Genomic DNA, 25,245 nt, shown 5'->3' with positions numbered 1-25,245 from the left:
ATAATTGAAAAAGGAATAGTGAAGCAAGAGACAAAGGATATTAAATTAATACCTAACAAAAAACAATTTGTACTTATACTAAGCTTGCTGCTGATGATAACCGGCAGCAAGCTTATGGCTCAGCAACAGATATATAGTTATAGCCAGTATGGCGATAATTTAACCCCAATAAACCCCGCATACTCTTTATTGGATAAGGCAGGTTCGTTAAACGTAGTGGGCCGTAAACGTTTTGTAGGGATAGATGGTGCGCCAAGCAGTTTACTGTTAAGCGGAAGTTTGCCATTAGAATCAATTGGCGGCGCTGCCGGTTTGTATGTTTTGAATGACCAGATTGCAGTTGAGCGACAAATTGAGGTAAATGCCTTTTTTGCAAAAAGTATTCAGCTTACCGAAAAAGACTATTTGTCGGTATCTATAAACGCGGGTGTACGTAACTATGTGGGCAATTATTCAACCCTTGATTACTACGACCCGGAGTTTAAAGATGATATAAGGGAAACCAGCCCTAATATTGGCTTTGGTGTTATGTTTTTTAGTGATAAATATTACCTGGGGATATCTGTACCAGAGCTTACTATCCGTAGTTTAGGAACAGCATCAGTACAGCAGGCTAATTACCTAAAAAGCCATTATTATTTCACAGGGGGCTACCTGGCAGATTTAGCCGAGGATATTAAGTTTAAGCCTACAACATTAGTATCGTACGTAAATGGATCACCCTTACTGGCAGATGTAACCGGTACCATTTATTTAAAAGAACAACTGGGCGTTGGCGTAGGTTATCGTACTGATAAAAGGACGTCTGGTATAATCTCCATAACCACCGATACATTTAGGGTTGGTTACAGTTACCAGTTCGGTGTGGCATCGAATAACCTGGGCGGTATAAATACAGCTACTCATGAAGTTAGCTTAAGCTACCGATTTGGTAAAACCAGCGAACGGAAGTTGCTATAAAGCTTGCGTACAGGTAAGGAAGGAGCGATATCTATTGTTACAAATTAGGATTGTAATATTGAGATAGGATAAGTGGGAACGCGGGCTTTGATTGATTAATGATCACACAATGGCGGATACCGAAAAGCCTTTAATAGAGTAGGTAAATACAACCTTAACCAAAATCACAATGGCCTCACCTATTACCAGCATTCCTGCTGCCGAACAACAGCACATGTTATTTCTTTTTATGCCTCTTAAAAAGAAAACACCAAAAGAAGTGGTAAGCAAAGCGCTTACAAGTATCCAAACCGAAATTAAAAATATCAGTGACCCGCGTGCGGCAACAGGTGTGCATTTCTTTATGTTTTACCACTTGCTTGATGGTACAACCCCTCAACCTAAATTACCTGTAACCAGCTTTCAAACCATGCCGGGTAAAGATATGCTTGTTGTGCAATCGTTATACGATGCAGATTTCGCACCATACATCAGCTCGTTTGTAACAAACCCGGTTATTGCATGGGGTTTAAACCAAATTGTAGATGCTATGGACGAAACCGATATATTCCCTGCATCTGATCCTACATCTGCGATTTCTATTAGCGAAAATGGTGGTGTAGCCGAAAATCCGGATGCATTTAACTGTTTGCTGATGCGCTACAACTTTGCCGACCCAACCATCCCTGCATCTGCAAAAACGCCTAAAGACACCAATTATAAATACGTACTCGGTGTAACATTCCCGGGCTTAACCGTGGGTAAAGTATTACAGAATTATCCCGATGCGCCAACATTATGGCCATTCCCGCCGGCTGATATAGCTTATGAGCAATCAACGCCGCCAACTCCCTGCTAATTATCATTCTGATCCCCGCGCAAGCGGGGATATTTAACTTATTTAAATTAAAGTACAATGAGTAAATACCTGAATGATATTGCAGATCCGAACGCGCCCAAACTTCAATTGGATGATATACAAGGCCTGATACTGCGCGGTTATAATTTTGATTATATACGTTACCTGGTTTTTACTATTGATAGTAATAATATATCCGGCGCGCGCGAGTTTTTGAATAAACTATTGCCTGATAGCGGTTCGCCGTTAACCATAACTTCTGCAGCACCATGGCCTAACGGTGTAAAGCCATCCTATTGCCTCAATATTGGCATTACAAGCTTTGGCCTTAAAATGCTAATAGGTCCTACGGATTACTCTACTGTTAAATCGGCCAGTTTCCCGTTGTTTGGTTTGTATGACGGCGGTGCGGCTGTTAATGCCGCTGCGGTAGGTGATATCGATGATAGTGCCCCTGCAAAGTGGTGGAAAAGATCGGGAGGGTGGGAATTACCTGCCGACCCTAAAGCAGACGGCTCTGACTTGCATGTACAAATAAGCATCTATACCAAAAGTGAGGAAGAACGCGAAGCGTATTACGATACACTATTGAGCCTTATACCGGTCAACAATAACGTACCTGCCTTAGCTTTAGCGTTTATGAAAGATTCTAACCCGCTATTAACCGGGCATAACTATATCCACTTTGGATATAAGGATAGTTTTTCGCAGCCCCGCCTTAGCAAAGTGCCATGGAATAACAAATCACAACGTATGCTGCTGGGTGTAAGCACCGTTGATGACCGGCCTATTGTGCCCCCTTATCACTTTGTGATCACCAAAAAATATAACGACGGTAAAACCACGGTACCTAATTATAGGGCGCATCCGTTGATACTTAACGGTAGCTTTGCCGCCTTTCGATTATTATACCAGGATGTAAAGGCTTTTAATACCTTCATCAATAAAACACCAGGCGTAGAGCCCGAACTGGTTGCCGCCAAAATGTGCGGCCGTTGGTTTGATGGCACACCATTGGTGGTATCGCCCACAGGGCCCAATCCTAATTTGAAGGATTTTGATTACACTAATTTTAACTACTTAAGCCGAACCGCTAACCAGCAAGGGGAAATGAAAAACGATGCATTGGGAGTTTTATGCCCTTACGCGTCGCATATACGGCGTACTAACCCTCGTGATGATAATATGGTTACAGGTAACCAAAACAACCCGGACGGCACGCTAAACTATGCCGAAAGCAGGAGGATCATGCGCCGGGCTGGTGCATACGGCCCCGATTATGACGAGGTTAAGGATAAAGATAAGGATATACAACGCGGCCTGGTAGGGCTGTTTATTTGTGCCAATCTGGCTTCTCAATTTCAATTTATTATGCAAAGCTGGGTTATACGCAATGGCTTCCGTACAACAGATGCCAGCCCCAATAGTAGTGGTTTCGACCCATTGTTTGGGCCACCAAATAACACAATGCAGGCTTATAATGAATTTGACTACCTCAATGACGAAACTACACCGCCTGCTTATAAAAGCATTGACGGCCTGGAACGTTTTGTACGTACCGATGGCGGCTTGTACTTGTTTTTACCGGGCATAGACGCGCTAAAATGTTTATCGCAAGGCATTATACCAACAACTTAAAAACTCTAAACCCTATTAATACCTTATCATGAAAACAACGCTTTTATTTACCGATGATAACCGGCTGGCCAAAAGGCCGGTATCATACAAAGAGATTGATGAGAAGGCGCTGCACGCTGTTGTGCAGTCGGCCGTTAACGTGGAGCTGTTCACTATTCCTTTGTACATGACCTCGCTGTATTCGCTGCATGGCATGCACGAGATAAATAGCAAAGACAGTAACTTTTACGAAGGCCGGATCTGGCCGGGCATGGCGGCATCCGCTCATCCAAAAACTGCTAACGAGAATGCCTTTAACGCTGTATTTAGTGTGTTTGTGGCCGAAATGCTTCACCTGCAGATCATATCAAACCTGGCAAAAGTGGTTGGTTACGACCCTAAATTTACCTGCGAACCGTTACAGGACGAAAAAACTTACGCATGGAAATGCTATGCACCTGATGCAACCATATTACCGGCAATTTTAGATTTTAACGATACCATTGCCCCTTATAACAAAATTAAAGTAAAGCTGGGGCCTATGGATGTTGAACAGTGTAACCTGTTCCTTGCCATAGAAGAAACCGAGAACGATGCCGAAAAAATTATCGACCCATCAAAAAAGGATAAGTACAATGAGAAGGCACCTTACAATAATTGGAAAGAAGGCGAGCCATTACCGTATTTTGGTTCGATAGGTAATATGTACCTGCAGCTGTGGAACTACCTTTCTATTGAATACGCCGATGGGACAACCTTATGGGATATAGTTTTCAAAAAAGGATTGGAAAAAGCCCAAGCTGCTTCAACAAAGTCCGGCAATAACGAGGCTGTAAAAACCGCCCTGCAGAAAGAGGTTTTTAACCCCGGCAGGTTAAATCCAACACAAACAGGTAGTGACGAATATCCGCATATGCCAACCAGTATTGAACATACCGAAAGCGAGAAAGCACTGCTGGATGTATTGAACATGATAAATGGCATTACCGATCAGGGTGAAGGCGGTGGTGTAATTAATGAAATATTAGCCCGTGTAAGCAAGAGCCGGATGCTTAAAACACAGCTTACCTTAACAGCGGTAAAAGATCAGTTTAGGCCAAGTTGCCCGGTATTGCGTAACAAATATCCTTCATACTCGGCTACAGGGCAGCAGGTTGATTCTGTCAAAGCTGAAGCACGCGGTCATTTTGGTGGTATGGATCATTACGAAACATTTGCTTATGTTTTAGAGCTTATTAAAAGCAAGGAAATATACACTTGGGACCAGTGGCATGCCGATGGCAATAAATGGAGTGCAGAATTGCTGGAAACCGTTGGCTATGATCCTAAACGTTATCCAAACCTGCCTTTATCAGGAGATATTGCGCAGGCCCTTAATAATTTAAAGTTGAACGATACTGACGGTAAAAATTATGACTTGTTCAGTCGCACCTCAACCGGCGCTATTGCCGGTGTTACGCGGGTATTGAACGATTTTTTCCAAGATCCAAAAACAGCATTCCCTTACCCTTCAATGGGTGGTTCGGGCGATAGGATGTCTATCTGCTGGGCTATATTCGGTAAAATACCAAATATAGCTTTGGGTGTAATCCCTCCGGGAGAAGTGCCGTTAGATCGCAGCCAGCATTTATACCATGCCTGCCAGGGGCTTAACCTTGATGAACAGATAAAACACGATCCGGCAAGCTGTGCCCAGGTACAGCTATTTCATACTTGCAAAGGCTCAAATGAGTGTAAAGGCGAGGGTGGATGTGGTTTTGTACAGTCCACCGGTGGTGGCGGCGGGTGCGGAGCAGCTACTTCATATACCTTTCTTAAGGCCAAAGGCGATAAAGTATCGCCATATAGCCCACCGTCTGATAATGCCTGCGGTGCGTTAGGTGGTTGCGCGGTGCCAATTTCGGCTTCGCAAATGTACCCGTCTATTCCTGCGCCAAATGAATATAAGATGCAGTTGAACGATTTTGGCCCGGCTCCTAAATACCAGCCAAGTCCATTTGCAATTGTTGACTATGCAAAAGGCGACCTGGTATACGATGTGGCATGGAATGCATATGCTGAAGTTTTAAAGAAACGCGGAGCAAAGGTTCCTGAAAAACCAAAACCAAGCGACTTGCGCCTTGCCTTCCCACCATCAACCTAAATAATAATTATTGCATGAGCATGAATACTAAACCACGCCTGGGCCTGCCAAATTTGGGCCTTGGCGTGGGTTTACGAAATAAACATTTTAACTACCTGCTTCAAAACCCCGCAGGGGTAGACTGGTTTGAGATAATCAGCGAGAACTTTATGGATGACTTTGGCTTTGCAAGCCATGTGCTGATGCATGTTCGCAAGCAAGTGCCAGTTGTAATGCATGGGGTATCATTGTCTGTTGGCAGTACCGATCCTATTAATTACATCTATCTGCAAAAGCTAAAAGCCCTCGCCGAAGTTATAGAACCTGAATGGATCTCTGATCATTTATGCTGGACTGGCGTTGCTTATACCAATACGCACGACCTGCTGCCGATGCCCATGACTGAAGAAAGCCTTGACCACGTTGCCGAACGTGTGCTGCGGATACAAGACTTTCTGAAACGCCCGCTGATATTAGAAAACCCATCAACCTACTTGCAGTTTAAGGCATCAACCATGCCCGAGTGGGAGTTTCTATCAGCCCTGGCTAAAGAGACCGGTTGTGGCTTACTGCTTGACGTAAACAATGTTTTTGTATCGGCACATAACCATGGGTTTGATGCTGTTAAATACATTGATAGCCTGCCACACGAGCATATTGTACAAATGCACATTGCCGGCCCTACAGATTGCGGCGATCTATTGGTAGATACACATGAGCAGCCCGTGCCATCAGCGGTATGGAAACTATACCAACAGGCACAACAACTAACCGATGGCGTAAGTACCTTATTGGAGTGGGACGCCAAAATACCCGACTATCCCGAACTATTGGAAGAACTGTTTAAAGCAAGGGAAGTGTTGAAAGGTAATATCCCGGATGAAGGCGTTTATCGTTCGCCTAATATGGCGGTATCCAATCCTGTGGATTTTCAATTACAAGCATCAAATGGTTAAACAGGATACAGCATTTTTGCAAAATTGGCTGCGGACAGTGGTAATGGCGCCCGGCTTTTTGAAACAGAAGGTCGGGTTGGCTAACCATACGTATAATGTGAGCGAAGATGATGTAGTATCTGACGAAGGTAAGGCATCGATATATGCGCGTTTAAATGTTTACAGTTCAGGCTATATGCTGAGGCTGCTGGACTGTATGTACGCCGATTATGCGATTAGTAAGAAGTTTATGGGTGATGAGTTATTCGATAGTTTCGCGAAAGCTTACCTGATGTACCATCCATCCACCTCGTTCACTTTGTATGATTTGGGTAAAGCCTTTCCTGATTTTCTGGAGAAGACAAAACCACAATCCGAAGAAGGAACGGATAATGCCTATTTTGATATTCCCGCCACTTTAGCCAGGGTTGAACGTGCGCGACAGGTTGCAATGCGCGCACCTGGCACAGAAGGCGAGATTACTGATATGAATCCTGTAAACATACAGGACATGTTTTTTAGTAAGCTAAACATCAGTATACCCGAATGCCTGCAATTGTTGGAACTTAATTTTCCGATGAAGGAATTCTTTGAATCGGTTTACCGGGAAGGTGAGTACGAATTGCCATCGCCCCAAAAAACCTTTATGGCCATCAGCAGGAAAAATTACCGCATTGTATTGGAAGAAATTACCGAAATGCAGTTCCTGTTGCTGCAGGAATGTAAAAACCATACCAATTTATACGAAGCTATTTCGGCACTCAGCAACCAGCAAAATGTTTCATCAGCCGATCTTTTGGCCGATGCTTATCTGTGGATAGCATATTTTCGTAAATGTGGGTTTATACAGGTTGTAAGTTAAACTTCGGCTTCTATCAATACATCTTCCTGATGCTTCATAGGTATTTTAGAACGGAACATCATATAGATGATAGCCAGAATGGTAATCACTGCTGTGCTATATAAGATATACGGTACCATGCCAATAACATCCTGGTAAAACCAACCCGAGATCAAAGCCCCCAAACCTATACCTGCTTCTAACGAAATATACATGGTAGCCATTGCTTTACCACGATATTGGGGATGGCTCATGTCTACCGTCCATGCGTTTAGGGCGGGGGAGAGGATCCCTGTGGCTACACCATAAACAACGCCACCGGCTAATAAACCCATAGCAGTTTTTTCGTAACCGATAATTACAAGCGCTATAACCAGCAATACCAGCCCTGTATTAATTACATATATGCGGCCGTATTTGTCTGATACCTTACCTGCTACAAACCTTATCAGTAGGGATGCGATGGTGAATACCATAAAAAACAGGCCTTTGTTAACGATGCCCAAATGCTGGCTCCAGTCGGGGATCACCGTAAGGATAGCACCATAGGCTACGTAAGATAACAGTGTTACTATAGCCGCAGGCAAAACTTCGACAGCTATAATATCCTTACGCGATATTTTGAGGATGGATAAGCTGAATTTCTGTTTTGTCTTCAGCGTTTCTTTCATGTTCATCAAGATAATGATAGACATCAGCGCCAAAAAAGATGAAGTATAAAATAAGGTATTCAGCGAAAAATAAAGCCTGATAGTACTGCCAATGGCTGGGCCAATAGCGAGACCGGTACTAAAGCAAATACCGTGAAACCCCAATGCCTCGCCCCAACGCTCCCGGGGAACAATATCGGCCACGTAAGCAGCCGTTGCCGTCGGTTTAAAACCGGTTGAAAAGCCATGCAGTAATCTTAGGAACAGAAAACCCGCAACGCTACCCAGTATGGGATATAGAAAGCCGCATATGAAACAAACTATAGAGCCAACAGCCATAACCGGCACACGGCCGAGTGTATCTGTTAATCTGCCACTGAAAGGGCGGGAGATACCGGCTGTAAGTGTGAATAATGCGATAATTAATCCCTTATGCTCGCCACCACCAAGACTGCTTAAGTAAGAGGGCAGCTCGGGTATAAGCATATTAAAACTTGCCGAGAATAATAGCGAGCTTAGGCAAACCAGTGCAAAATGTAAATTATAAATAGGATGTGCCGGTTTGGTCATTTAGATAGAGATAGAATATTTGGCAAGTGTACCAAATTGCATTAAAAAATCACTCGTCGATTTTTGAACATCGTGTTTGTATCAAGATACTAACACAGGCAGAAATGGTTAAAGTAAACATAAAAAGGGCTTATCAAATAAGCCCTTTTTATAATTCAGTAGTTGATAAATTTTATTTTTGCATCACCATAACGCCATTCATGATGATAGTGCTGCCACCATCGGCTACTATGTTATAAACTTTTTGGGTGCCGCCGGCATGCTCGGTTTTTAAGAGTACAGTGTAGGCCTCATATTTGCCGGTTTGCTCGTTAAGGCATAATACATCCTGCCCTAAAGCAATTTCACCAATTTTTTGGTTGCCCTGTTTGGTAAGCATTGGGTGGTTTGGTGTAGCCTGCAACACTTTGCTGTTTAGCTTTATGTTTTGGCCTTTCACCTGTGCCGATACCAACACCAGTTTAGTTAAAGCATAGTTTTTAGCGTCGTGGGTGGTTAACTCTTTAACCTTTACTGCCGATGTTATTTTGGTTGCGGGGTCAACGGTAATAACTTCATCGCCGCTTTTTACATCTCTCAGCAGCTTTTTAGCTCCGCTGGCCATGGTCACCATTTCATCGCCGGGGAAGCAGATATCGTTACCATAAGTAGCCGACTCTTCCTTCATATCCTTACCACCGTTCAGTAATTTATATTGCTGAAAGCTTAGTTCTTTAGATAGTATATAAGAGAGTTTTAGTATGAAGTTGGTTTCCACCTTGTTGATATTGTCAATATCCTGAAAGTACTGCTCCCAAACTTTGGCATCAGCAGTAAAATCGGGTACCAGTGCTTTGTATTGCTTACCTTTTTCGTTGGTATAAAAAACCATGGTGCCAATTTCCTGCATACCTTCTTTGGCTATTAATTTGTAAAGGTCGATCCGCTTTTTAAGGCCATCGCTGCCGGTAATAAAGTAAGGTTTACGGCCTTCATACCTATCCAACACGTAAGTGTTCTCAAACTTTACATAGGTATCCTTATCAAGGTCGGCAATGTTGAAAGTTTGCGCCTTGGTATACTCCGCCATAGTAAGCGGCCTTGGGGTTACGGTTTGCGCCTGGCTTAAATAGACAGAACCCGCTAATAGTAGTGTTAATGCTAGTTTACGCATATTTTTAATAGAGTCAAGATATTAGAATCAAGAGTCAAGAGAATAGGCGGGAATATTTAGTCCTGATTCTTGGCTCTTAACTCTTGATTCTGTAATTAAGATAATTCTTTAAATGCTGCGGCGAAGGCTTCCATTTCGTCCATACGGCCAATGCTTACGCGGCACCAGTCTTTGCCGTTAAATTTCCAGTCGCGGATGCCTACACCCCGTTTAAACATCTCTGCAGAAAACTTTTTACCGTCCATTTTTAAAGGGAACATTACAAAGTTTGCCGATGAAGGGATATAATCATAACCTTCTTTCTTTAATACAGAATATAGGTATTCTTTTGACGCGTTGGTTTTTTTCAAGGTATCATTCAGGAAATCCGTTTCGCGGTAACCGGCAAGGGCTGCAGATAATGTAGTGGCTGATATACTCCAGGCTTGCGTGGTGTATTTTTCAAATGCCTTAATAGTATCCGGCTGTGAGATAATATATCCTAATCGCAAGCCGGCAAAACCGTAAAGTTTAGAAAAAGTACGTGCTACTATAACATTATGTCCGGCTTTTATCATGCTTACCATTGATGCCGCCTGTGGGTCGGGCAGGTAATCGATATAGGCTTCATCTACAAAAACGGTTGCTTTTTTAGATACACGTTCGCAAAAAGCTTTCAGTTTTTCGGTATCAACAACGGTAGCAGTTGGGTTATTAGGGTTACAAATGTAAACCAGTCCGGTGTTGGCGTCCACCTTGGCTTCCATGGCGTCGAGGTCTAATTTATAATCGGCGGTCAATGGTACCTTTATCCATTTGCCATCCAGTTCTTCGGCCCGCGAAGGCAGATCATCGTAAGATGGATCGCCGGTTATTACATTTTTACCGCCTTTGGTATAATTTAACGCGGCAGCTAATAGTAATGGGGTAGAGCCGGCATCCATCAAAATATTTTTCTGCGCTACACCTTCATAAGCGGCAATTTTGCCAGATAGTTGTGATAGCAGCATGAAGGGGTACTGGTAACTTTTGTCAATAACGTCGGCTATCGCTTTTTTAGCCGCAGCCGACGGGCCGAATGGGTTTTCGTTTGCTAACAATCTTGCTTTTAGGTCAAAAGGACCGTTTAACACAGCTTCCTGATCGGTTAAGGCGCGTGTAGATCTGAATACACGTTTAGGCATAGCCGATAGCTTGCTGATGGTGCCCGAACAAAAAGCCAGTCCCCCGGCTATGAAGGCGCTGGACCTGATCCAGCTTCTGCGGTTAATTGAGTTTGCCATTGTGGGTATACTTTAGTTATGGGTATATTTAGTTTAGTTTTTTCATCGTTGTACCGGATATTGTGCCCGTTGCCCGCTAACCCTTGCATGCAAAGTCGCTACCGTGCTGCGTGCCGATTCAAATGCCCCAGCCATCCACGCGTTTAAATAGGTTAAATGTTCGCCGGCAAAATAAACCTGCTTATCTGGTTTTAACAGCGCGGGATACTGGTTTTTGCGTGTATCGGTATTATAAACCGCCCATCCGCCAAGGCTATATTTTGTTTTATGCCAGCTAACCGAGAATGAGTTCTCAAAATCTTTGTCATATTGCGGATGTATCAACCTGCCTTTTTCCAAAGCGAATTTTTCACGGTCAGCGTAACCTAAAGCACCTATCTTTTGCGCCTTCTCGTTAAAATTATAATACCCTATCAGGATGCCTTTTTTACCCAGATAATCATACGATGGGTAAAATACCTGCGTCAGATCGTTATTGGTATGGGTGATGCCTCCGTAAATGTGTTCATCCTCTTCCCAAAAGCGGCGCCTAAACTGCAGACCAATTTTTCCTGTCGGGATGTAACCGATATAGTCTATCGCCCGGCTTACATCACCAGAAAAATTATGATTGATATTGCTTAGCACAGGCAGGGGCAAGGTGCAGATACACAGATCGGCATTGATCTCATGTTTACCAGTGGCATCGGTATACAAAATTTTTACACCTTCGGGTAGGTTGGTTATGTCGGTAACTTCGGCCCCCATCTTTAAAAAAGGCGCTATTTTTTTCTCTAATGCCGATGCTATTTTATCCATACCACCCACGGCCTGGAACATGGTCATCTGCAGTTCGTAGGTATATTCGGCTACGTTATAAAAGTCCGGATCCATTAAGCCGGAATGTATCAGGTCTGCCAATTTATTCGGGTCGCCAATTTTACCGGGTTTGTCACCGGCGCCATACATCTCGGTATATCCACGGCGCGCCGATGCTTTGTATAGTTTGTCAACATCAAGCCCGCCCTCGGCTTTCAGGTATTCGATAACCTTCTCGGTATCTTCTTTTGTTAAGGCATTATCCAAATTGCCATGGTCAATGCTTTTTGCGAGCATCTCGCTCATGTAACCGCGGATATCGTTATGCACTTCTCTTACCTTTATCTTTTTGTTTGATAAAGGGCCTTTACCTTCGGCGAAGTAATAGGCACCTTCGTTTATGTTGTTATAAACCTGTATGGGTACACCCAGTTCTTTGCAATAATGCAGGGTAAGTTCATGATTATGCGGTATCCGCGACGGGCCCGCGTTAAAGTACTGGCCTTCATCAAAACGGGCGGTAACAGTGGGTTTATCAATCTCGGTTTGGGTACTGCCATTGCGAATGCTCCAGCAGCGGCCGCCTGCCCTTTGGCGGGCTTCAAGAATAGTGCAGCGATAGCCGAGTTTGGTTAGCTCGTAGGCACACGTCATACCTGCTAAGCCGGCCCCTAAAATAATAATGTGTTTGCCGTTACCTGTACCATGTAAATTAAATGCATGTGCGGGGGCGGGGCGTAATAATCCTAAAGCTAACATGGCGGGATATGTGCCGCCTGCAAGCATTGCGCCTTTGCCCAAAAAATCTCTTCGGCTAATTGTTTTCACAAAAAATGGTGGTAAAACTTCTTTATTTGATAAAGATAATTTAATATAATGTTTATTAAAAGAACCCTGTAAATATTTTAATTATGATAATATCTACCTAAATAATATACATTTTTATTAAAAGCGTGCTAGAAAAGTGACAGTGTAGTTAACAACATTATTATGTTCATAATAATAATGATAGATAGGTAGCCGAACCACACTTGCAGTAAAGAGGAGGTGATTTTAAATTGAGTAATTATACGTGTTTTTAAAATAGGGTATTTTTACCCGGTAAAATAGTCAACTAACTGTTTATCTTTATTTTATAATCTTAATTATAAAATAACCGTTAAAATATAAACATGCCCATCTGTTTAATGGCTTTAATAATATGAGAAGGTAATTAATAAATATTTAAGCATATTTTATCCCCTAAATTATGATCAAAGTTTTTATTAGCCACAGTCATCAAGATGAAAAATTCGTAAATCAACTTTTAGTCCGATTGAATAAGGATGGAATAATGACATTAGCAAATGAAAGAGAGGTTACTAAAGGTGACAGAATTACTAACGCGATAAATAGTACGGATTACTTTATTGTTGTTTTGTCAAAGAGGAGTATAAATTCAAAATGGGTTAGTTTTGAATTGTCTGCAACAATATTAAATGAGATATCAATACAAGATAATATAATCCTACCCGTATTAATTGATGATTGCGAAATACCACTTTCGTTAAAAGACCGGATATTCGCAGATTTTCGGTTTTCATTTGAAGAGGGTTATCAAAAGTTTAGGGGCGCTTTAATTCCTAAACCAACCAGACAATTTCATGAAATGCTAAATTAGCAGAGCCGGTAGCCACTTCTTAAAGAATATCGAAAATCATTAGCTTTGGCTCATCATTAAACAATTTAGCTATTATAATATGCAGGAAGCCTCTCCATTAAATCAAGTTGCAGAATTTCATAAAACATTTAAACACCCGGTTTTAGAACAGCCCACTATTCCATCAAAAGCAAGATGCGCTTTAAGAGTATCTCTTTTGGCCGAGGAAGTAAAAGAGTTGCAGGATGCCATTGCCGATAACAACCTGGTAGAAATTGCCGATGCGCTTTGTGATATTCAATATGTATTGGCCGGTGCTATTTTAGAGTTTGGTTTGGGCGATAAGTTTAAGGCTTTGTTTGATGAGGTGCACCGGTCAAACATGAGTAAAGCTTGTAACTCGATAGAAGAAGCTAACCAAACTATAGCACATTACAAGCAAAAAGACGATAGCGAGTCTTATTTTAAAGAAGAGGAAGCAAAATTCTTAGTATTTAGAACGGCCGATAACAAAACATTAAAATCAATTAATTATTCGCCTGCAGATTTAAAGGGGTTGCTTTTGTAATTAGATTGATTTAAGAAACTGAGGTCTAATTGTTGCAAACTAATTTGATTTTTGATTGTTTTTCTTGTAACTTCATCATTACCAATTATAAACATTCTTAAAAAGGAGGGCATCATGAACATGGTTCGCAGAATTGAACATTGGGGTGATCTTCATCACCCTAAATGGCTTGATATAATTCGTATAGTTCTTGGAATGATCATATTTACCAAGGGTATTATATTTATTAGCAGCACAAGTGTTCAGCAAGATTGGATCTTCCATAACAGTACATTTGATTTTTCGGGTTTATTGGCGGTTGTTCTGATACATATTGTGGCATTTGCGCATGTTATAGGCGGCATGCTTATTATTGCCGGCTTACTTACCCGTTTAAGTGTAGTTATCCAAATGCCTATTGTATTAGGTGCAATGTTTTTTGTGAACATTACAAAGGGGCTAACTTTTGTTAATACCGAACTGTGGCTATCAGTAATTGTTTTTATAATGCTGGTAGTAATATGGATAGCCGGCTCGGGGTCTTTTTCTGCAGATCACTGGATCCGTGAAAGCAATGCTTATCGCCATAAACGTACCGAAGAATAGATAAGAAGAATATTTTAAGCAATATATGCTTCATGCATTAGGCCTTTCTGTGTACGCAGAAAGGCTTTTTTTATGTAACCTGTTTTTATAATTAGGGTGATAACGCCCTATACAATGATTAAATAAGTATATATCTTTAGGTGTAAATTATTGTGATCACCTAACCTTAATCATCATGAACCAATTAACAGAATATCTTGAGAAAAAGAACTCCGATTTGGAATTGTCCTATCTGCAAATTAGAAGGGCTGTTGGCGTTTTAGGGATCATTTTGCCAATTGTAATTGTATTGGGCTCAATAATATTTACCCATTGCACCATTCTTGAACCCTCTATAAGCGATTATTACTATACCATAATGGGTGACGTGCTTGTTGGGATATTATGCGGTGTATCCTTGTTCTTATATTCTTACAAAGGGATTGATAACTGGGATAGGATCTCCAGTAACTTAGCTTGTGTATTTGCCTTAGGTATTGCTTTCTTCCCAACAAATTATGATCATTGCCAGGTTTGTGCCCAATGTAAAATGGTTTCAAGGGCTAATGATGACTTAAGAGGCTATGTTCATTATGGATCGGCGGCTTTGTTTTTTATTATACTGGCGTGTATGTCACTTTTTTTGTTTACACGCACAAAGGCTAAAGGGAGGATGACTAATCAAAAGCGTAAGCGTAATATTGTTTACCGCACTTGCGGTATTATTATGCTTGTTTCTATCGCTATTATAGCCAGTTTGAAAATTTCAGCTATTGGTAAGATACTGATCCCATATAAACCTGTTTTTTGGTTAGAAACTATCGCTCTATGGGCATTTGGAATATCATGGTTAACAAAAGGCGAGTTTTTGCTAAAGGATGAATAGCTAAAAAGCAATAGTTAATTTTTGGATAAGGTATATTTTGGAATGAATTACAGCGGGTTTGGATCCCAGACCTGGTTAGCCTGTTATAGTAAACTGCGATGTTGCAGGCCCTGTACTAAATAATTTACCTGATAATATTGTCCGCTGTTTTTATAAAACTGAACATTGTTTATCTCTTTTCTTACAATAAGGTTATTGGCAGCGTCATAGGCTTTAAAACGACATTAACCGCTTTTGATAATCCCAGGAAGGCAATTAACATTTTTTCATATTAATGTTATTGGTTGTGTTTTGATCAATAACACCGAATAGAAGTTTTAAATGTGGCTTTGGTGGGATACAAGCAAGCATTTTATCTATTGTGTTTCTATAAAGTTAAATCCTTGTAACTATAGGTTACCGCATAAAACACTTCTCATGTTTTTTATCATATTATACTCATAAAGAACAAGTTAAAATTTAAACTAGCAGGTAACACGGGTGTGATTTTTAATAAATTTTTATCATTAAAGCCTATTTTAATACTAAAAATATTAGCATTATTGAATTCTGTTTCTTAATTTTGAAAATAAATTAATTACAATGGAAAATTTAAAGGAGATTGAACATCTACGTTTGTTTATGGCTGAAGCAGTTGAAATGCTTGAAGATATTAAACACAAGTTTGGATTGTTTGAAAAACAAAGGTACCATAAGTTTAAGTCTGCTTTGGATGATTTTAACAAACTATCTAACCAGCCGGTGTTAGATGATTAAAATAATCTACTTAAATGATATGGAAGATAACAGCACCCTACTTCAGGTAAGTGCTTATTCGGGGTTAATAGGCGCCTTACTTACACAAGCTTTAATTGGCTTATTCTCTTACGTTGGTGATAAAAGAAAATCAGATACGGAGCTTAAAAAAACTTACAGAAATAAACAAGTTGACATAGCCGAGAACTTTTACTACGTGACGGGAGAGAAGATGGCCATTGTTAAAAAGAATATTGGCTATTGGAAGAACTACAATAATTCGAGAAGTGAAAAGAGCCTGAATTTCCTAAACAAAGAGATCATGAAGCTAAATGCTTACATGCAAAAACTTGATGCAGAGAACTGGAAATATAATCTTATCAGTCTTTACTTTGATGTATCATTAACCAACGATCTTATGATCGCATCAAACCTAAAATCAAAAGAGTTATACCTTCGGGTTTTGGATCTGACAGATGAAATTAAGCATGCTTTAGAAGAATCAAAAGGGGACTTGTATCAACTTTATACACAAACTATCACCGAAATGTGCAAGCATTATGAAGAAATTTATGCGAAAATGGCTAATGATATGAATGTTGTAAAATCAGGTTTGCTAACTGAGTTCGGTTTAAAATAGAGCAATGATGATTAGGGGCCAACGAGGATTGAACTCAAAAAGTGGCTCCATTGCGTAGAAGCGCAATGTTGAAATCATCTTTAAAAACAAAACCGCCTCTAAATCTATTGGAAGCGGTTTTTGAAATTTTGTGACCTTCCGACCGCAGTTTTCGAACTCTTTTATAGAGGATTTAAAGAAAATTGCTTCTCTATAATTGCTTAAATATTCTCTCTCATATCAAAAACTTTCGTGCACAATAAGTTTCCAAACTTTAAAACTAATTCGTTACTCGATTAGCAGCAAAGTTAAGTTTTAAATATCCTGTAACTTATTGTGATAGAATTCATCACCGGAAAATGCTATTATAATCAATATGGAATGAAAGCAAATGCGCCTTTGATGATTACCTTTTATTGATATGGTGTAGCACCGAGGATTCGAAAAGGAAAAACCTACATCGGAATGGTTGCGGACCAGGCGGGTAAAAAAAGTTATTGATATTTCTCCTAATTCACTTCAAAGGTCTCGTGTTACCGGTAATCTGAAATTTTCGAAGGTTGGCAGTATCTACTATTATAAAAATAGGATGTGGATCAATTGTTGGAGGGCAGGTATTGAGACACCACGAGCTAAGAAGCGTCGTTTCTTTTATTCAGCAAGGCCAGGATGATAATAGGTTAGGGTGAACACATATAAGCTTTCAAACAGCTTTATTTTTTATTGGGTATTAATGATTTTAAACAATCATTTAATATCTCAAGAAAGGCCTTTATGAAATTAGCAAGAGTAGGATCAACCGCGATCTATGATAAGTGTATTAAGGAGATTGCAGCTAGTGAGTATATTGAGTATACCCATCATTTCATCTAACCAATGAAAGTGAAGTTAAGTTGAATATGCAATAGGGGTATCACGCATTGAAATTAGGGCATTGTCTTTTTTTTTTTACATAAATACTTTCATAACAAATATTACCTTAGCTATTCAACTTTACCCCGAAGTATGGTTGGGACTCAACCAAATCTTATAAATATTTCGACTATTTCACTATGAACGACTTATTAAGTATTGCAAACTATATTTTGGAAGGAAAGCCATTCTACAATAAAGGCAGGCGGTTTCTAAATTTCTTGTTCCTCGCCAGTATTACTTCGTTCACGTACAAATGGTTGATTGGTAATTATGAGTTCCTCGATATTGGGAATTATAAAGGTATAATCAATTTCTTCATAGAAGGTAAATTTTTTATTCCATTGAGCATTTATGCCTCCTTATATGGGGTGACTGAGCTTATTGGATTCCTGCTTTTTTCCGTCGTCACTCATATTAAACTTATCAAATGGAAGCGAAAATTAATGTCAGAAGAATTTGATGATAATATGTTCAAAGAGGGACTAGATCTCATATTGTTCATGACCAGATACCTTTCCGTTCATAATTTGTCTGCCAAGCAGATGATTAAATCTTATAAGGAAAATGTAAAGGGTGTTCCGCATACTGAAATAAATGAATTACAACAAGAAATCGCAAAGAGCACAGATAATATGAAGAGGTACTTTATCTTTTGTATCAGGGCAATATTTGCCATAAGTATTTTCAAAGTGACTCTTCCTGAATTTCACTGGTTAGCTTACACCGGCGTAATGTTTATATTAATTGTGTGCCTGCTTGGAATTTACATTCTGTATAACCTTGTATCTCTTTTACCAGCCATTGTTCGGGTGTTTTGTATACAGGCTGAAAAATATAAAATTGATCCTGAATTAATTCAATCAAATGAACCGATTCAATTTGGTCAGGAACATTTGTCATTACATAGTTAATATTGAACAGGCAACTATCGTTTAATCAAAATTACTTAAAATCAGGCAATTTCGGTAAAGTGTTTCTTCAACCTTTGAGCAAGGCGATCATAAATTAACTCTTGTTCGCTATCCCTTAATCCTTGCATAGGCTCTTTGGGATCATTAATAGCGACAAAATCCTTTAATTGACTATCACTATAAAGGCATTTTCTTACGATAAGGTTCAGCACAAGCATTCCTTCATCCTCATTTTTCTTCAAAACGGCCGGTAGCTCATATTTTTGGATGAAATCTGATGCCAGATAGTCACGGGAAATAATATTAATAGCGACTCCTGATTTATCTAAGCCACCCATAATGGTTTTAAACATCTTGTCGCCAGGCTGTAGATCTGTATCAACCCAAACCCTATTTTCAATCCCTAAATATTCCAGCTGTTTTAAAGTAATCACAACCTCTTGCATGTAGGACTTATCCTTATGGCTATAGCTAACGAAAACATTTTTTTTGTTATTAACAGGAGCACGGTATTCTTTGGAAGTTGGAGCTTCTTCCAGCGTTAATTTACTTTGATTGATATTGGTTATCATCTTTAAAGCTTTTAAACAATTCCCTTTAATATTCTGGAGCGATAGATAATCACTGTCAAGATGTTCATCGTCAGAAGCTATTCTATTAAAGCAATATACTGAATTAAGATGTGGATATTCTGATGCAATTCTGTTAAAAGGAAAAGTTTGAAATCTATTAGCACCTAACCATAATTGCCTCAACCCTTTAAGATTGAAGAGTTGTTCGGGATAAGAAGTAAGTTTGTTATTCGATACATTAATAGACACTAAATTTTGAAGCTCGCCGATATTTTGAGGCAGTATTTTAAGATCGTTGAATGCCAATCCCAATTTCCTCAACTTAGAAAGGCCCTTAATCATTTCCGGAATATTTTTCAGCTTGTTTCGATTAAGAATCAATATCTCCAGTTTTTTTAGTTCAAATAGCTTTCCATATAGCACCTGAATATTATTGCCGGATAAATCCAGATTCCTCAAATGCGAAAGTTTGCTAATCTCCTTTGGTACAACACGTATCTGATTATTGCTAAGATTTAGTTTTTGAAGATAAGTGCATTGGAAAATTTCTTGTGGAATCTCTTTGAGATTTTGATTAGAAAGATCAATTTTTGATGCGTTAAGTGGTATTTTCATTTTAAGTAAACACTAAGATAAATTATTAACTTAGCATTCCTTACGGAGGATAAGGCAAATTTTGATTTAATCTGCACTACGAGACGGTACAGAACCGTCAAAAGGGTAAAATAAACGGTAGGATATTCGGAGTCATACTCGTTACGGGAGTCGGTTGTCAAGATGTCAACCTGAAATTCAAGGGCGAATTTCCCCTGCAAGGACGAGGAGGGCAAAGTTAGACTATGTACACTTAGGTACCTCACACATTGGATCCAGCCCCAAGCCGCTGAAAGGCACTTGGGGTTTTTTATAGGTAATGAATATTCACCAATTCCGCTTATTCTTAGGTAATGAAAACATCATATCACTTTAGAAAATGAAAAGGGACTGTTATCAAACGGTTTCATCTTCAAGATTTATTATTTTTTAAGCTCTGTCGTAAAACTTAAAAGCAAGAGTTCGGACACAATATCGTTCTTAAATTTGCTCAATGGAAGTTTATAAAAATCCTTAGGTTCATAAGAAATACCAAACGCAAGCCGGTAAATTTCATCAAAAGATAAATTGGCACCAGGGTAGCTATTAAACATATTACGGATATAATCTTGTGAGTAGGCCTCCCTTACCCTTATCAGATCGGCCAATTCCGCATGATGTGCGTCAAAACAAATATCAATTTTTAGGTCCTTGTAAGTTTTCATGATCCTGGTATCTGCTACATCGGACTTGATTTTGACCCGAAAGTTCTTTAGATCTTCAAGATAATCATAGCTGAACCGATATCTTTCCAAGACATCGGCGTCAACATAGGGATGAATATGCGTTGCTGTGTCGAATTCTTTAAACCCTTTGATCGAACTGTTGCATATCGTACAGCTTGGGATCAAGTTGTAAAATGACAAGCCCAGCATTGGGTAACGGTATTTCGGGAACCAATGGTCAAACGTCGGTCGCATGACCTTTTTACCCGCGATTGTTTTCATGGTACTCGTATAAAGCCGATTACAATAGGTGCAGCTAGACCTGCCCAGATTTGCCGCAAGCACGTATGCATCGTAATGCGGTGAATTGGCTTTGTTCAGGAACCATGTATTGTAATCAAAGATCCTTTCAAAAAGAGATATGTTTTTTTCGATCTTTTTGATCATAGCTTTGTCGTCTTTAGACAGTTCTGCTTTTTTCTTTTTTTTGGCCTTTTTATAATCCTCGTGCCATTTAGCATCGTAACCTTTCAATGCTGCTTTCCATAAACGAAGGCACAAATCTTTTTGGTCTGCTGGTTCCGCGCTAATCAAATCCTCCAGGAAGTCTGCTTTCTCAAATTCAAGCCGCATTTCCTTCGGTATCTTTATTTGGGTGACGCTAGCGGTACAAATCACACATGAGCCGTCATTGCATGCTATTTTCAATGTTTTTTTCCTGATTCTGCAACAGATAGATTTTACATGCAAATCTTTAGCGGCCAATACGACCGGGTCATTTTTATCGATAGGTAGCATTTATTTATGTTTAGCAAGCAGGTCTTGTAATCTTTTAATTTCCTTGGATATCCTGTCTTTTGGAGTTGTCTGGTAAAGTTCATCATACATTTCCAAAAGCTTGTTAGCGATCACATTTTCCCCAATGAGCTCAATGATGCCCTTAATCTCCGCAGGAGTGTATTTTATTAATTTTTTTTCGTAATCCTTTAGTTGGTTGTCCTCATCTTGCGTCACCTTGTGATTTTTGTTACTTTGGAGGAATACTAGCTGGTCATGCTTTTTTTGAATATTTAGGTAAGCGATTATTTCATTGATCTTGTCGATGGCAAAGGCCCCGCAGAAACCATCTTCCATAAAAAAGCCATCTGACAAAAGATTATGAATGTTAGCACCGAAGGTTTTTCTGTCCCTGATGACCTGGGCGGCCTTGCCATTATCTACTTTAAGGAACATGACTTGCTGGTCAGGTATATCTGATAATATAAAAGGGGAGTGGGTCACAAAGATCATACTTATCAACCAACCATATTGATCAAATTTAATATCCGTAAAACCAAACTCTAAACCTTTTCTGTAAGCATACACATTCATGATCACAGCCCTTAAAGAATCACCAAAGCTGTTGAACCATTGTAAGGTGTCCTCATCTCGTGACTCAACCGCGTTGATCATTTCATTTAATATTCCAGGTTCATACTTCACCAAATGATTTTCATCACGGTAGGCAGTAATTTGATCTAATGAATTAATGGTTAATTGAAGGTTTTCCATAAAAATTATTTTTTATGCAGGATTAAAGCGGATGGATGCGTTGTCAAGGGCCACGGGTAACCGTGGTTTAAATACTTGACTGCGCAGTAAGCCGATTTACCTTAGCATTAAAAAAATAGGTTTTATGGAAAACGAACAGCAAAGAATGGGTCGTCAGGACCAGGATTTAAAATGATAGCCTTTAGGTAAGAAATGATAAAACCTTAAGGTGCAGGTATTGTTGTGAAATTAAATCAATTAAAAATTAAACTCTACTACCATGGATGACAAAACTAAAACAGGAAGCCCGGACAGTAAAAGGATTAACATTCATGAAGATCATGAAGTTAGTTATTGGACGAAAGAACTAAATGTTTCGAAAGAAGAGCTGATAGAAGCTGTTGACTCCGTCGGCACATCAGTAGATTCTGTAAGGCAATACCTTAAAAAGTAATTAATGGGACTTCAGGAATACGTAAAAAAGCGTGATTTTAAAAAGACTGCCGAGCCAAAAGCAGGTAGCAGTAAAGACAAGGATCACCTGATGTTCGTGATACAAAAGCACGACGCATCCCGGCTGCATTATGATTTCCGTTTAGAAATGGGAGGCGTATTAAAAAGCTGGGCGGTTCCTAAAGGCCCTACTTTAGATCCGAAGATCAAGCATTTGGCTATGATGGTTGAAGATCATCCGTTTGACTATCGGAATTTCGAGGGCATCAAACCTAAAGGCGTATACGGCGGGGGTACAGTAATTGTATGGGATCAGGGTACCTATGAGCCGTTAGAACAAATAAAAGGAAAGAAGGCCCAGGAAAAGATCTTTTAAAGCAACTGGCGTCCGGCTCTGTGAAAATAAAAATGTTTGGGGAAAAGCTTAAAGGCGAATTTGCTTTGGTGAAGACGCATGGAATGGGGGAGAATGGATGGCTCCTGATCAAACATAAGGATGAATTTGCGACGACCGCAGACATCACAAAAAAGGACAAATCGGTTTTGACTGGCAAAACCATTGACCAGATGGCTAAAACAGGTGAGAAAGTTTGGCAGCATGGGCATGAAGAAGATGTCCTGCCTGATAAAGAGCTTGAGGAGGAAGTAAATGTTGAAGTTACCGAAGAACCTGATGTCAAAAGTATCCTGAAATCTGCTCCAAAAAGTCCAATCCCAGTTAACGTAAAGCCAATGAAAGCTACATTGGTCGATGAACCTTTTGATGAGCCAGGCTGGATTTTCGAAGTGAAATGGGATGGTTATCGCGCAGTTGCCATTATTGATAAAAACGATGACGCACAACTCATTTCGAGGAATAATCTTCCCTTTGAAAAATACTATCCTATAAACGATGCGTTAAAGGGTTGGGAAATTAACGCCGTGTTAGACGGCGAACTTCTGGTCTTAAATGATAAAGGCATCTCTGATTTTGGGGCCATGCAAAACTGGCGAAGTGAAGCAGACGGAAATTTAGTATATTATGTTTTTGATATTCTTTGGTATGAGGGGAAAAATCTGATGGGTTTACCTTTGACTCAGCGACAAGCAATATTACAATCTATACTTCCTACAAACAATGACCATATACGTCAGAGTAAAGTTTTTAATGCTAATGGCATTGATTTTTTTGCTGCCGCAGAAAGGATGGGACTCGAAGGAATTATAGCAAAAAGAGCAGATAGCGTCTATACGTCTGACCTAAGAAGCAAAGAGTGGCTGAAAGTAAAAGTTAAACGGCGGCAAGAAGTAATTATAGCAGGTTTTACAAAAAATGAAGGTGCCGGTAAATCATTCAGCGCATTGGTTTTAGGAGTTTATAACGCAAAGGGTGAACTTCAGTTTGTAGGTAAGGTTGGTACAGGTTTTTCGGACAAACTGCAAAAAGAAATGATGGCACAGTTTGAACCACTTATAACGAAGAACAGTCCATTTGAATATGAAGTTGACGTTGATAAACCCACCCGGTTCCGTCCAAAGCGTATGGGTGCCAAACCTACCTGGCTCAAACCTGTATTGGTATGCGAAGTTGGTTTTGCTGAAGTAACCAGTGACGGCGTATTTCGCCAGCCATCTTTTAAAGGCATGCGCATTGATAAACAGGCAAAAGATGTAATATTGGAAAACCCTGAGGACACCGGAGAGATCGTCGCTGAATCCGCACACATCGATAAACTTCCTGGGGATAGCGGTTCGAAGGAGTCCAAACCAAAAATCAAATCCCAATTTAAAGGTCTCGCTACAGACGATTTGAAACTGGAACCTATTAAAAGCCTGGAGCGGAAAACATTGTTAAACCCAAAGGAAGACACTCAAACTAAAAAGGTTTGTGGTCATGATTTGAAATTTAATCATGTTACCAAGCTTTACTGGCCGGAAGACAAGATTACAAAAGGGCAGATGCTCAATTATTATTACAAGGTAGGTGAATATATGATGCCCTACCTCAAGGATCGGCCGATGTCGCTGAACCGGTTTCCAGGAGGGATCCATGGCCAAAGCTTTTACCAGAAAAATGTTACGGATAAAGCTCCCGATTGGGCCAAAACATTTGATCATGTTACAGATGAAGGTAAAGTCACTAAATATCTCGTAGGCACAGATGAGGCAAGCCTTTTATGGATGAGTTCGTTAGGATGCATCGAGATTAATCCGTGGTTTAGCCGTGCACAAACACCCGATAACCCCGACTATTGCGTGATTGATCTTGATCCGGATAAACATACCTATGACCAGGTTGTAGAAGCTGCCAGAATCACGAAAGATATATTAGATGCTATGGGTGTACCTTCTTTTCCAAAAACCTCAGGCTCTACCGGGATGCATATTTACATTCCATTGGCTGGAAAATATACCTATCAGCAATCACAGATATTCGCTAACATTATAGTTAAGCATGTGCATGAGCAAATACCTGATTATACAAGTTTAGAACGCAGTATAGCAGCGAGAAAAGGAAAAATGTATTTAGACTTTTTACAAAACCGTCCTGGAGCTACCATTGCAGGGCCATATTCTCTACGTCCAAAACCCGGTGCAACTGTTTCGATGCCGCTTAGCTGGGATGAAGTTAAGCCCGGTTTGACAATTCAACATTTTAACATTCATAATTCACTGGATCGTTTGAGAGAGACCGGTGACCTTTTTCACGGTGTGTTAGGAGAGGGTATAGATCTTGAAAAAACACTAAAAAAGGCCCAAGCAACATTCAGATGAGGTATGGAGCTAAAAAGGCTGTACGATTCATATAGGCCGGACGGATGCGATAAGC

The 25,245-nt window shown here is 40.0% G+C and carries 21 protein-coding genes and 1 pseudogene; 15 read left to right on the top strand and 7 right to left on the bottom strand.

The genetic code is table 11. The annotated features are described in order from the left end of the window. Window positions 1-18 precede the first annotated feature (18 nt). From NPE20_RS04010 to NPE20_RS03985, 6 genes are all read left to right on the top strand, one after another. Window positions 19-960, top strand: a complete 942-nt coding sequence (locus tag NPE20_RS04010) for a PorP/SprF family type IX secretion system membrane protein (protein WP_256537313.1) — start codon at window positions 19-21, stop codon at window positions 958-960. Between the two features lie 169 nt (window positions 961-1,129). Further along, window positions 1,130-1,798: a hypothetical protein gene (locus tag NPE20_RS04005; RefSeq protein WP_256537312.1), complete on the top strand. Its 669-nt coding sequence runs from the start codon at window positions 1,130-1,132 to the stop codon at window positions 1,796-1,798. A gap of 57 nt (window positions 1,799-1,855) precedes the next feature. Continuing rightward, window positions 1,856-3,436 carry a Dyp-type peroxidase gene (locus NPE20_RS04000; RefSeq protein WP_256537311.1) on the top strand — a complete coding sequence of 527 codons (1,581 nt, stop codon included), beginning with the start codon at window positions 1,856-1,858 and terminating at the stop codon, window positions 3,434-3,436. Between the two features lie 28 nt (window positions 3,437-3,464). Next, on the top strand, window positions 3,465-5,558 hold the full coding sequence (locus NPE20_RS03995; protein WP_256537310.1) for a ferritin-like protein: 2,094 nt from the start codon (window positions 3,465-3,467) through the stop codon (window positions 5,556-5,558). 20 nt (window positions 5,559-5,578) lie between these two features. After that, a complete protein-coding gene (gene bufB, locus NPE20_RS03990) occupies window positions 5,579-6,493 on the top strand; it encodes an MNIO family bufferin maturase (protein ID WP_256537309.1) in 915 nt (304 codons plus the stop codon). Then, window positions 6,486-7,334: an HvfC/BufC N-terminal domain-containing protein gene (locus tag NPE20_RS03985; protein ID WP_256537308.1), complete on the top strand. Its 849-nt coding sequence runs from the start codon at window positions 6,486-6,488 to the stop codon at window positions 7,332-7,334. The genes bufB and NPE20_RS03985 overlap by 8 nt, the downstream gene beginning before the upstream one ends. Here NPE20_RS03985 and NPE20_RS03980 read toward each other — a convergent pair. The 4 genes from NPE20_RS03980 to NPE20_RS03965 form a co-directional block, all read right to left on the bottom strand. Further along, on the bottom strand, window positions 7,331-8,533 hold the full coding sequence (locus NPE20_RS03980) for an MFS transporter (RefSeq protein WP_256537307.1): 1,203 nt from the start codon (window positions 8,531-8,533) through the stop codon (window positions 7,331-7,333). The two genes, NPE20_RS03985 and NPE20_RS03980, sit on opposite strands and share 4 nt — an antisense overlap. A 172-nt stretch (window positions 8,534-8,705) precedes the next feature. Beyond that, entirely contained in the window at window positions 8,706-9,686 is a 981-nt protein-coding gene (locus tag NPE20_RS03975) for a Hint domain-containing protein (RefSeq protein ID WP_256537306.1), read from the bottom strand. A gap of 95 nt (window positions 9,687-9,781) precedes the next feature. Further along, window positions 9,782-10,948, bottom strand: coding sequence for a pyridoxal phosphate-dependent aminotransferase (locus NPE20_RS03970; protein WP_256537305.1), 1,167 nt, complete (start codon window positions 10,946-10,948; stop codon window positions 9,782-9,784). A gap of 42 nt (window positions 10,949-10,990) precedes the next feature. Further along, window positions 10,991-12,574 (bottom strand): FAD-dependent oxidoreductase, encoded by a 1,584-nt coding sequence (locus tag NPE20_RS03965; RefSeq protein WP_256537304.1) that lies wholly within the window; start codon window positions 12,572-12,574, stop codon window positions 10,991-10,993. Window positions 12,575-12,995: 421 nt separating this feature from the next. Between NPE20_RS03965 and NPE20_RS03960 the strand changes: the two genes are divergently transcribed. From NPE20_RS03960 to NPE20_RS03930, 7 genes are all read left to right on the top strand, one after another. Continuing rightward, a complete protein-coding gene (locus tag NPE20_RS03960) occupies window positions 12,996-13,406 on the top strand; it encodes a toll/interleukin-1 receptor domain-containing protein (RefSeq protein WP_256537303.1) in 411 nt (136 codons plus the stop codon). Between the two features lie 79 nt (window positions 13,407-13,485). Further along, window positions 13,486-13,953, top strand: coding sequence for a nucleoside triphosphate pyrophosphohydrolase family protein (locus NPE20_RS03955; protein WP_256537302.1), 468 nt, complete (start codon window positions 13,486-13,488; stop codon window positions 13,951-13,953). Window positions 13,954-14,067: 114 nt separating this feature from the next. Next, the gene (locus NPE20_RS03950; RefSeq protein WP_256537301.1) at window positions 14,068-14,538 is read left to right on the top strand and encodes a DoxX family protein; all 471 of its coding nucleotides are present in this window, start codon (window positions 14,068-14,070) and stop codon (window positions 14,536-14,538) included. Window positions 14,539-14,713: 175 nt separating this feature from the next. After that, on the top strand, window positions 14,714-15,403 hold the full coding sequence (locus tag NPE20_RS03945; RefSeq protein WP_256537300.1) for a hypothetical protein: 690 nt from the start codon (window positions 14,714-14,716) through the stop codon (window positions 15,401-15,403). A gap of 582 nt (window positions 15,404-15,985) precedes the next feature. Beyond that, window positions 15,986-16,159, top strand: coding sequence for a hypothetical protein (locus NPE20_RS03940; protein WP_256537299.1), 174 nt, complete (start codon window positions 15,986-15,988; stop codon window positions 16,157-16,159). Further along, window positions 16,152-16,778, top strand: coding sequence for a hypothetical protein (locus NPE20_RS03935; protein ID WP_256537298.1), 627 nt, complete (start codon window positions 16,152-16,154; stop codon window positions 16,776-16,778). Before NPE20_RS03940 ends, NPE20_RS03935 begins: the two co-directional genes overlap by 8 nt. 1,031 nt (window positions 16,779-17,809) lie before the next feature. Continuing rightward, the gene (locus tag NPE20_RS03930; RefSeq protein ID WP_256537297.1) at window positions 17,810-18,583 is read left to right on the top strand and encodes a hypothetical protein; all 774 of its coding nucleotides are present in this window, start codon (window positions 17,810-17,812) and stop codon (window positions 18,581-18,583) included. A gap of 41 nt (window positions 18,584-18,624) precedes the next feature. On the opposite strand, the gene NPE20_RS03925 is transcribed toward NPE20_RS03930, so the two are convergent. The 3 genes from NPE20_RS03925 to NPE20_RS03915 form a co-directional block, all read right to left on the bottom strand. Beyond that, on the bottom strand, window positions 18,625-19,770 hold the full coding sequence (locus NPE20_RS03925) for a leucine-rich repeat domain-containing protein (protein ID WP_256537296.1): 1,146 nt from the start codon (window positions 19,768-19,770) through the stop codon (window positions 18,625-18,627). Window positions 19,771-20,171: 401 nt separating this feature from the next. Then, window positions 20,172-21,218 carry a hypothetical protein gene (locus NPE20_RS03920; protein ID WP_256537295.1) on the bottom strand — a complete coding sequence of 349 codons (1,047 nt, stop codon included), beginning with the start codon at window positions 21,216-21,218 and terminating at the stop codon, window positions 20,172-20,174. A 33-nt stretch (window positions 21,219-21,251) separates the two neighbouring features. Beyond that, window positions 21,252-22,004, bottom strand: a complete 753-nt coding sequence (locus tag NPE20_RS03915; RefSeq protein WP_256537294.1) for a hypothetical protein — start codon at window positions 22,002-22,004, stop codon at window positions 21,252-21,254. 259 nt (window positions 22,005-22,263) lie between these two features. On the opposite strand from NPE20_RS03915, the gene NPE20_RS03910 reads away from it, so the two are divergent. Then, on the top strand, window positions 22,264-22,437 hold the full coding sequence (locus NPE20_RS03910; RefSeq protein ID WP_256537293.1) for a DUF3606 domain-containing protein: 174 nt from the start codon (window positions 22,264-22,266) through the stop codon (window positions 22,435-22,437). Window positions 22,438-22,440: 3 nt separating this feature from the next. Beyond that, window positions 22,441-25,190: pseudogene (ligD, locus tag NPE20_RS03900) on the top strand (DNA ligase D). Window positions 25,191-25,245 lie beyond the last annotated feature (55 nt).

The sequence above is a fragment of the Mucilaginibacter aquariorum genome, assembly GCF_024498135.1.
In the GTDB taxonomy this organism is placed as follows: domain Bacteria; phylum Bacteroidota; class Bacteroidia; order Sphingobacteriales; family Sphingobacteriaceae; genus Mucilaginibacter; species Mucilaginibacter aquariorum.
Note: the sequence above shows the minus strand (reverse complement) of the source record. Positions and strands in the feature narration are given on the sequence as shown.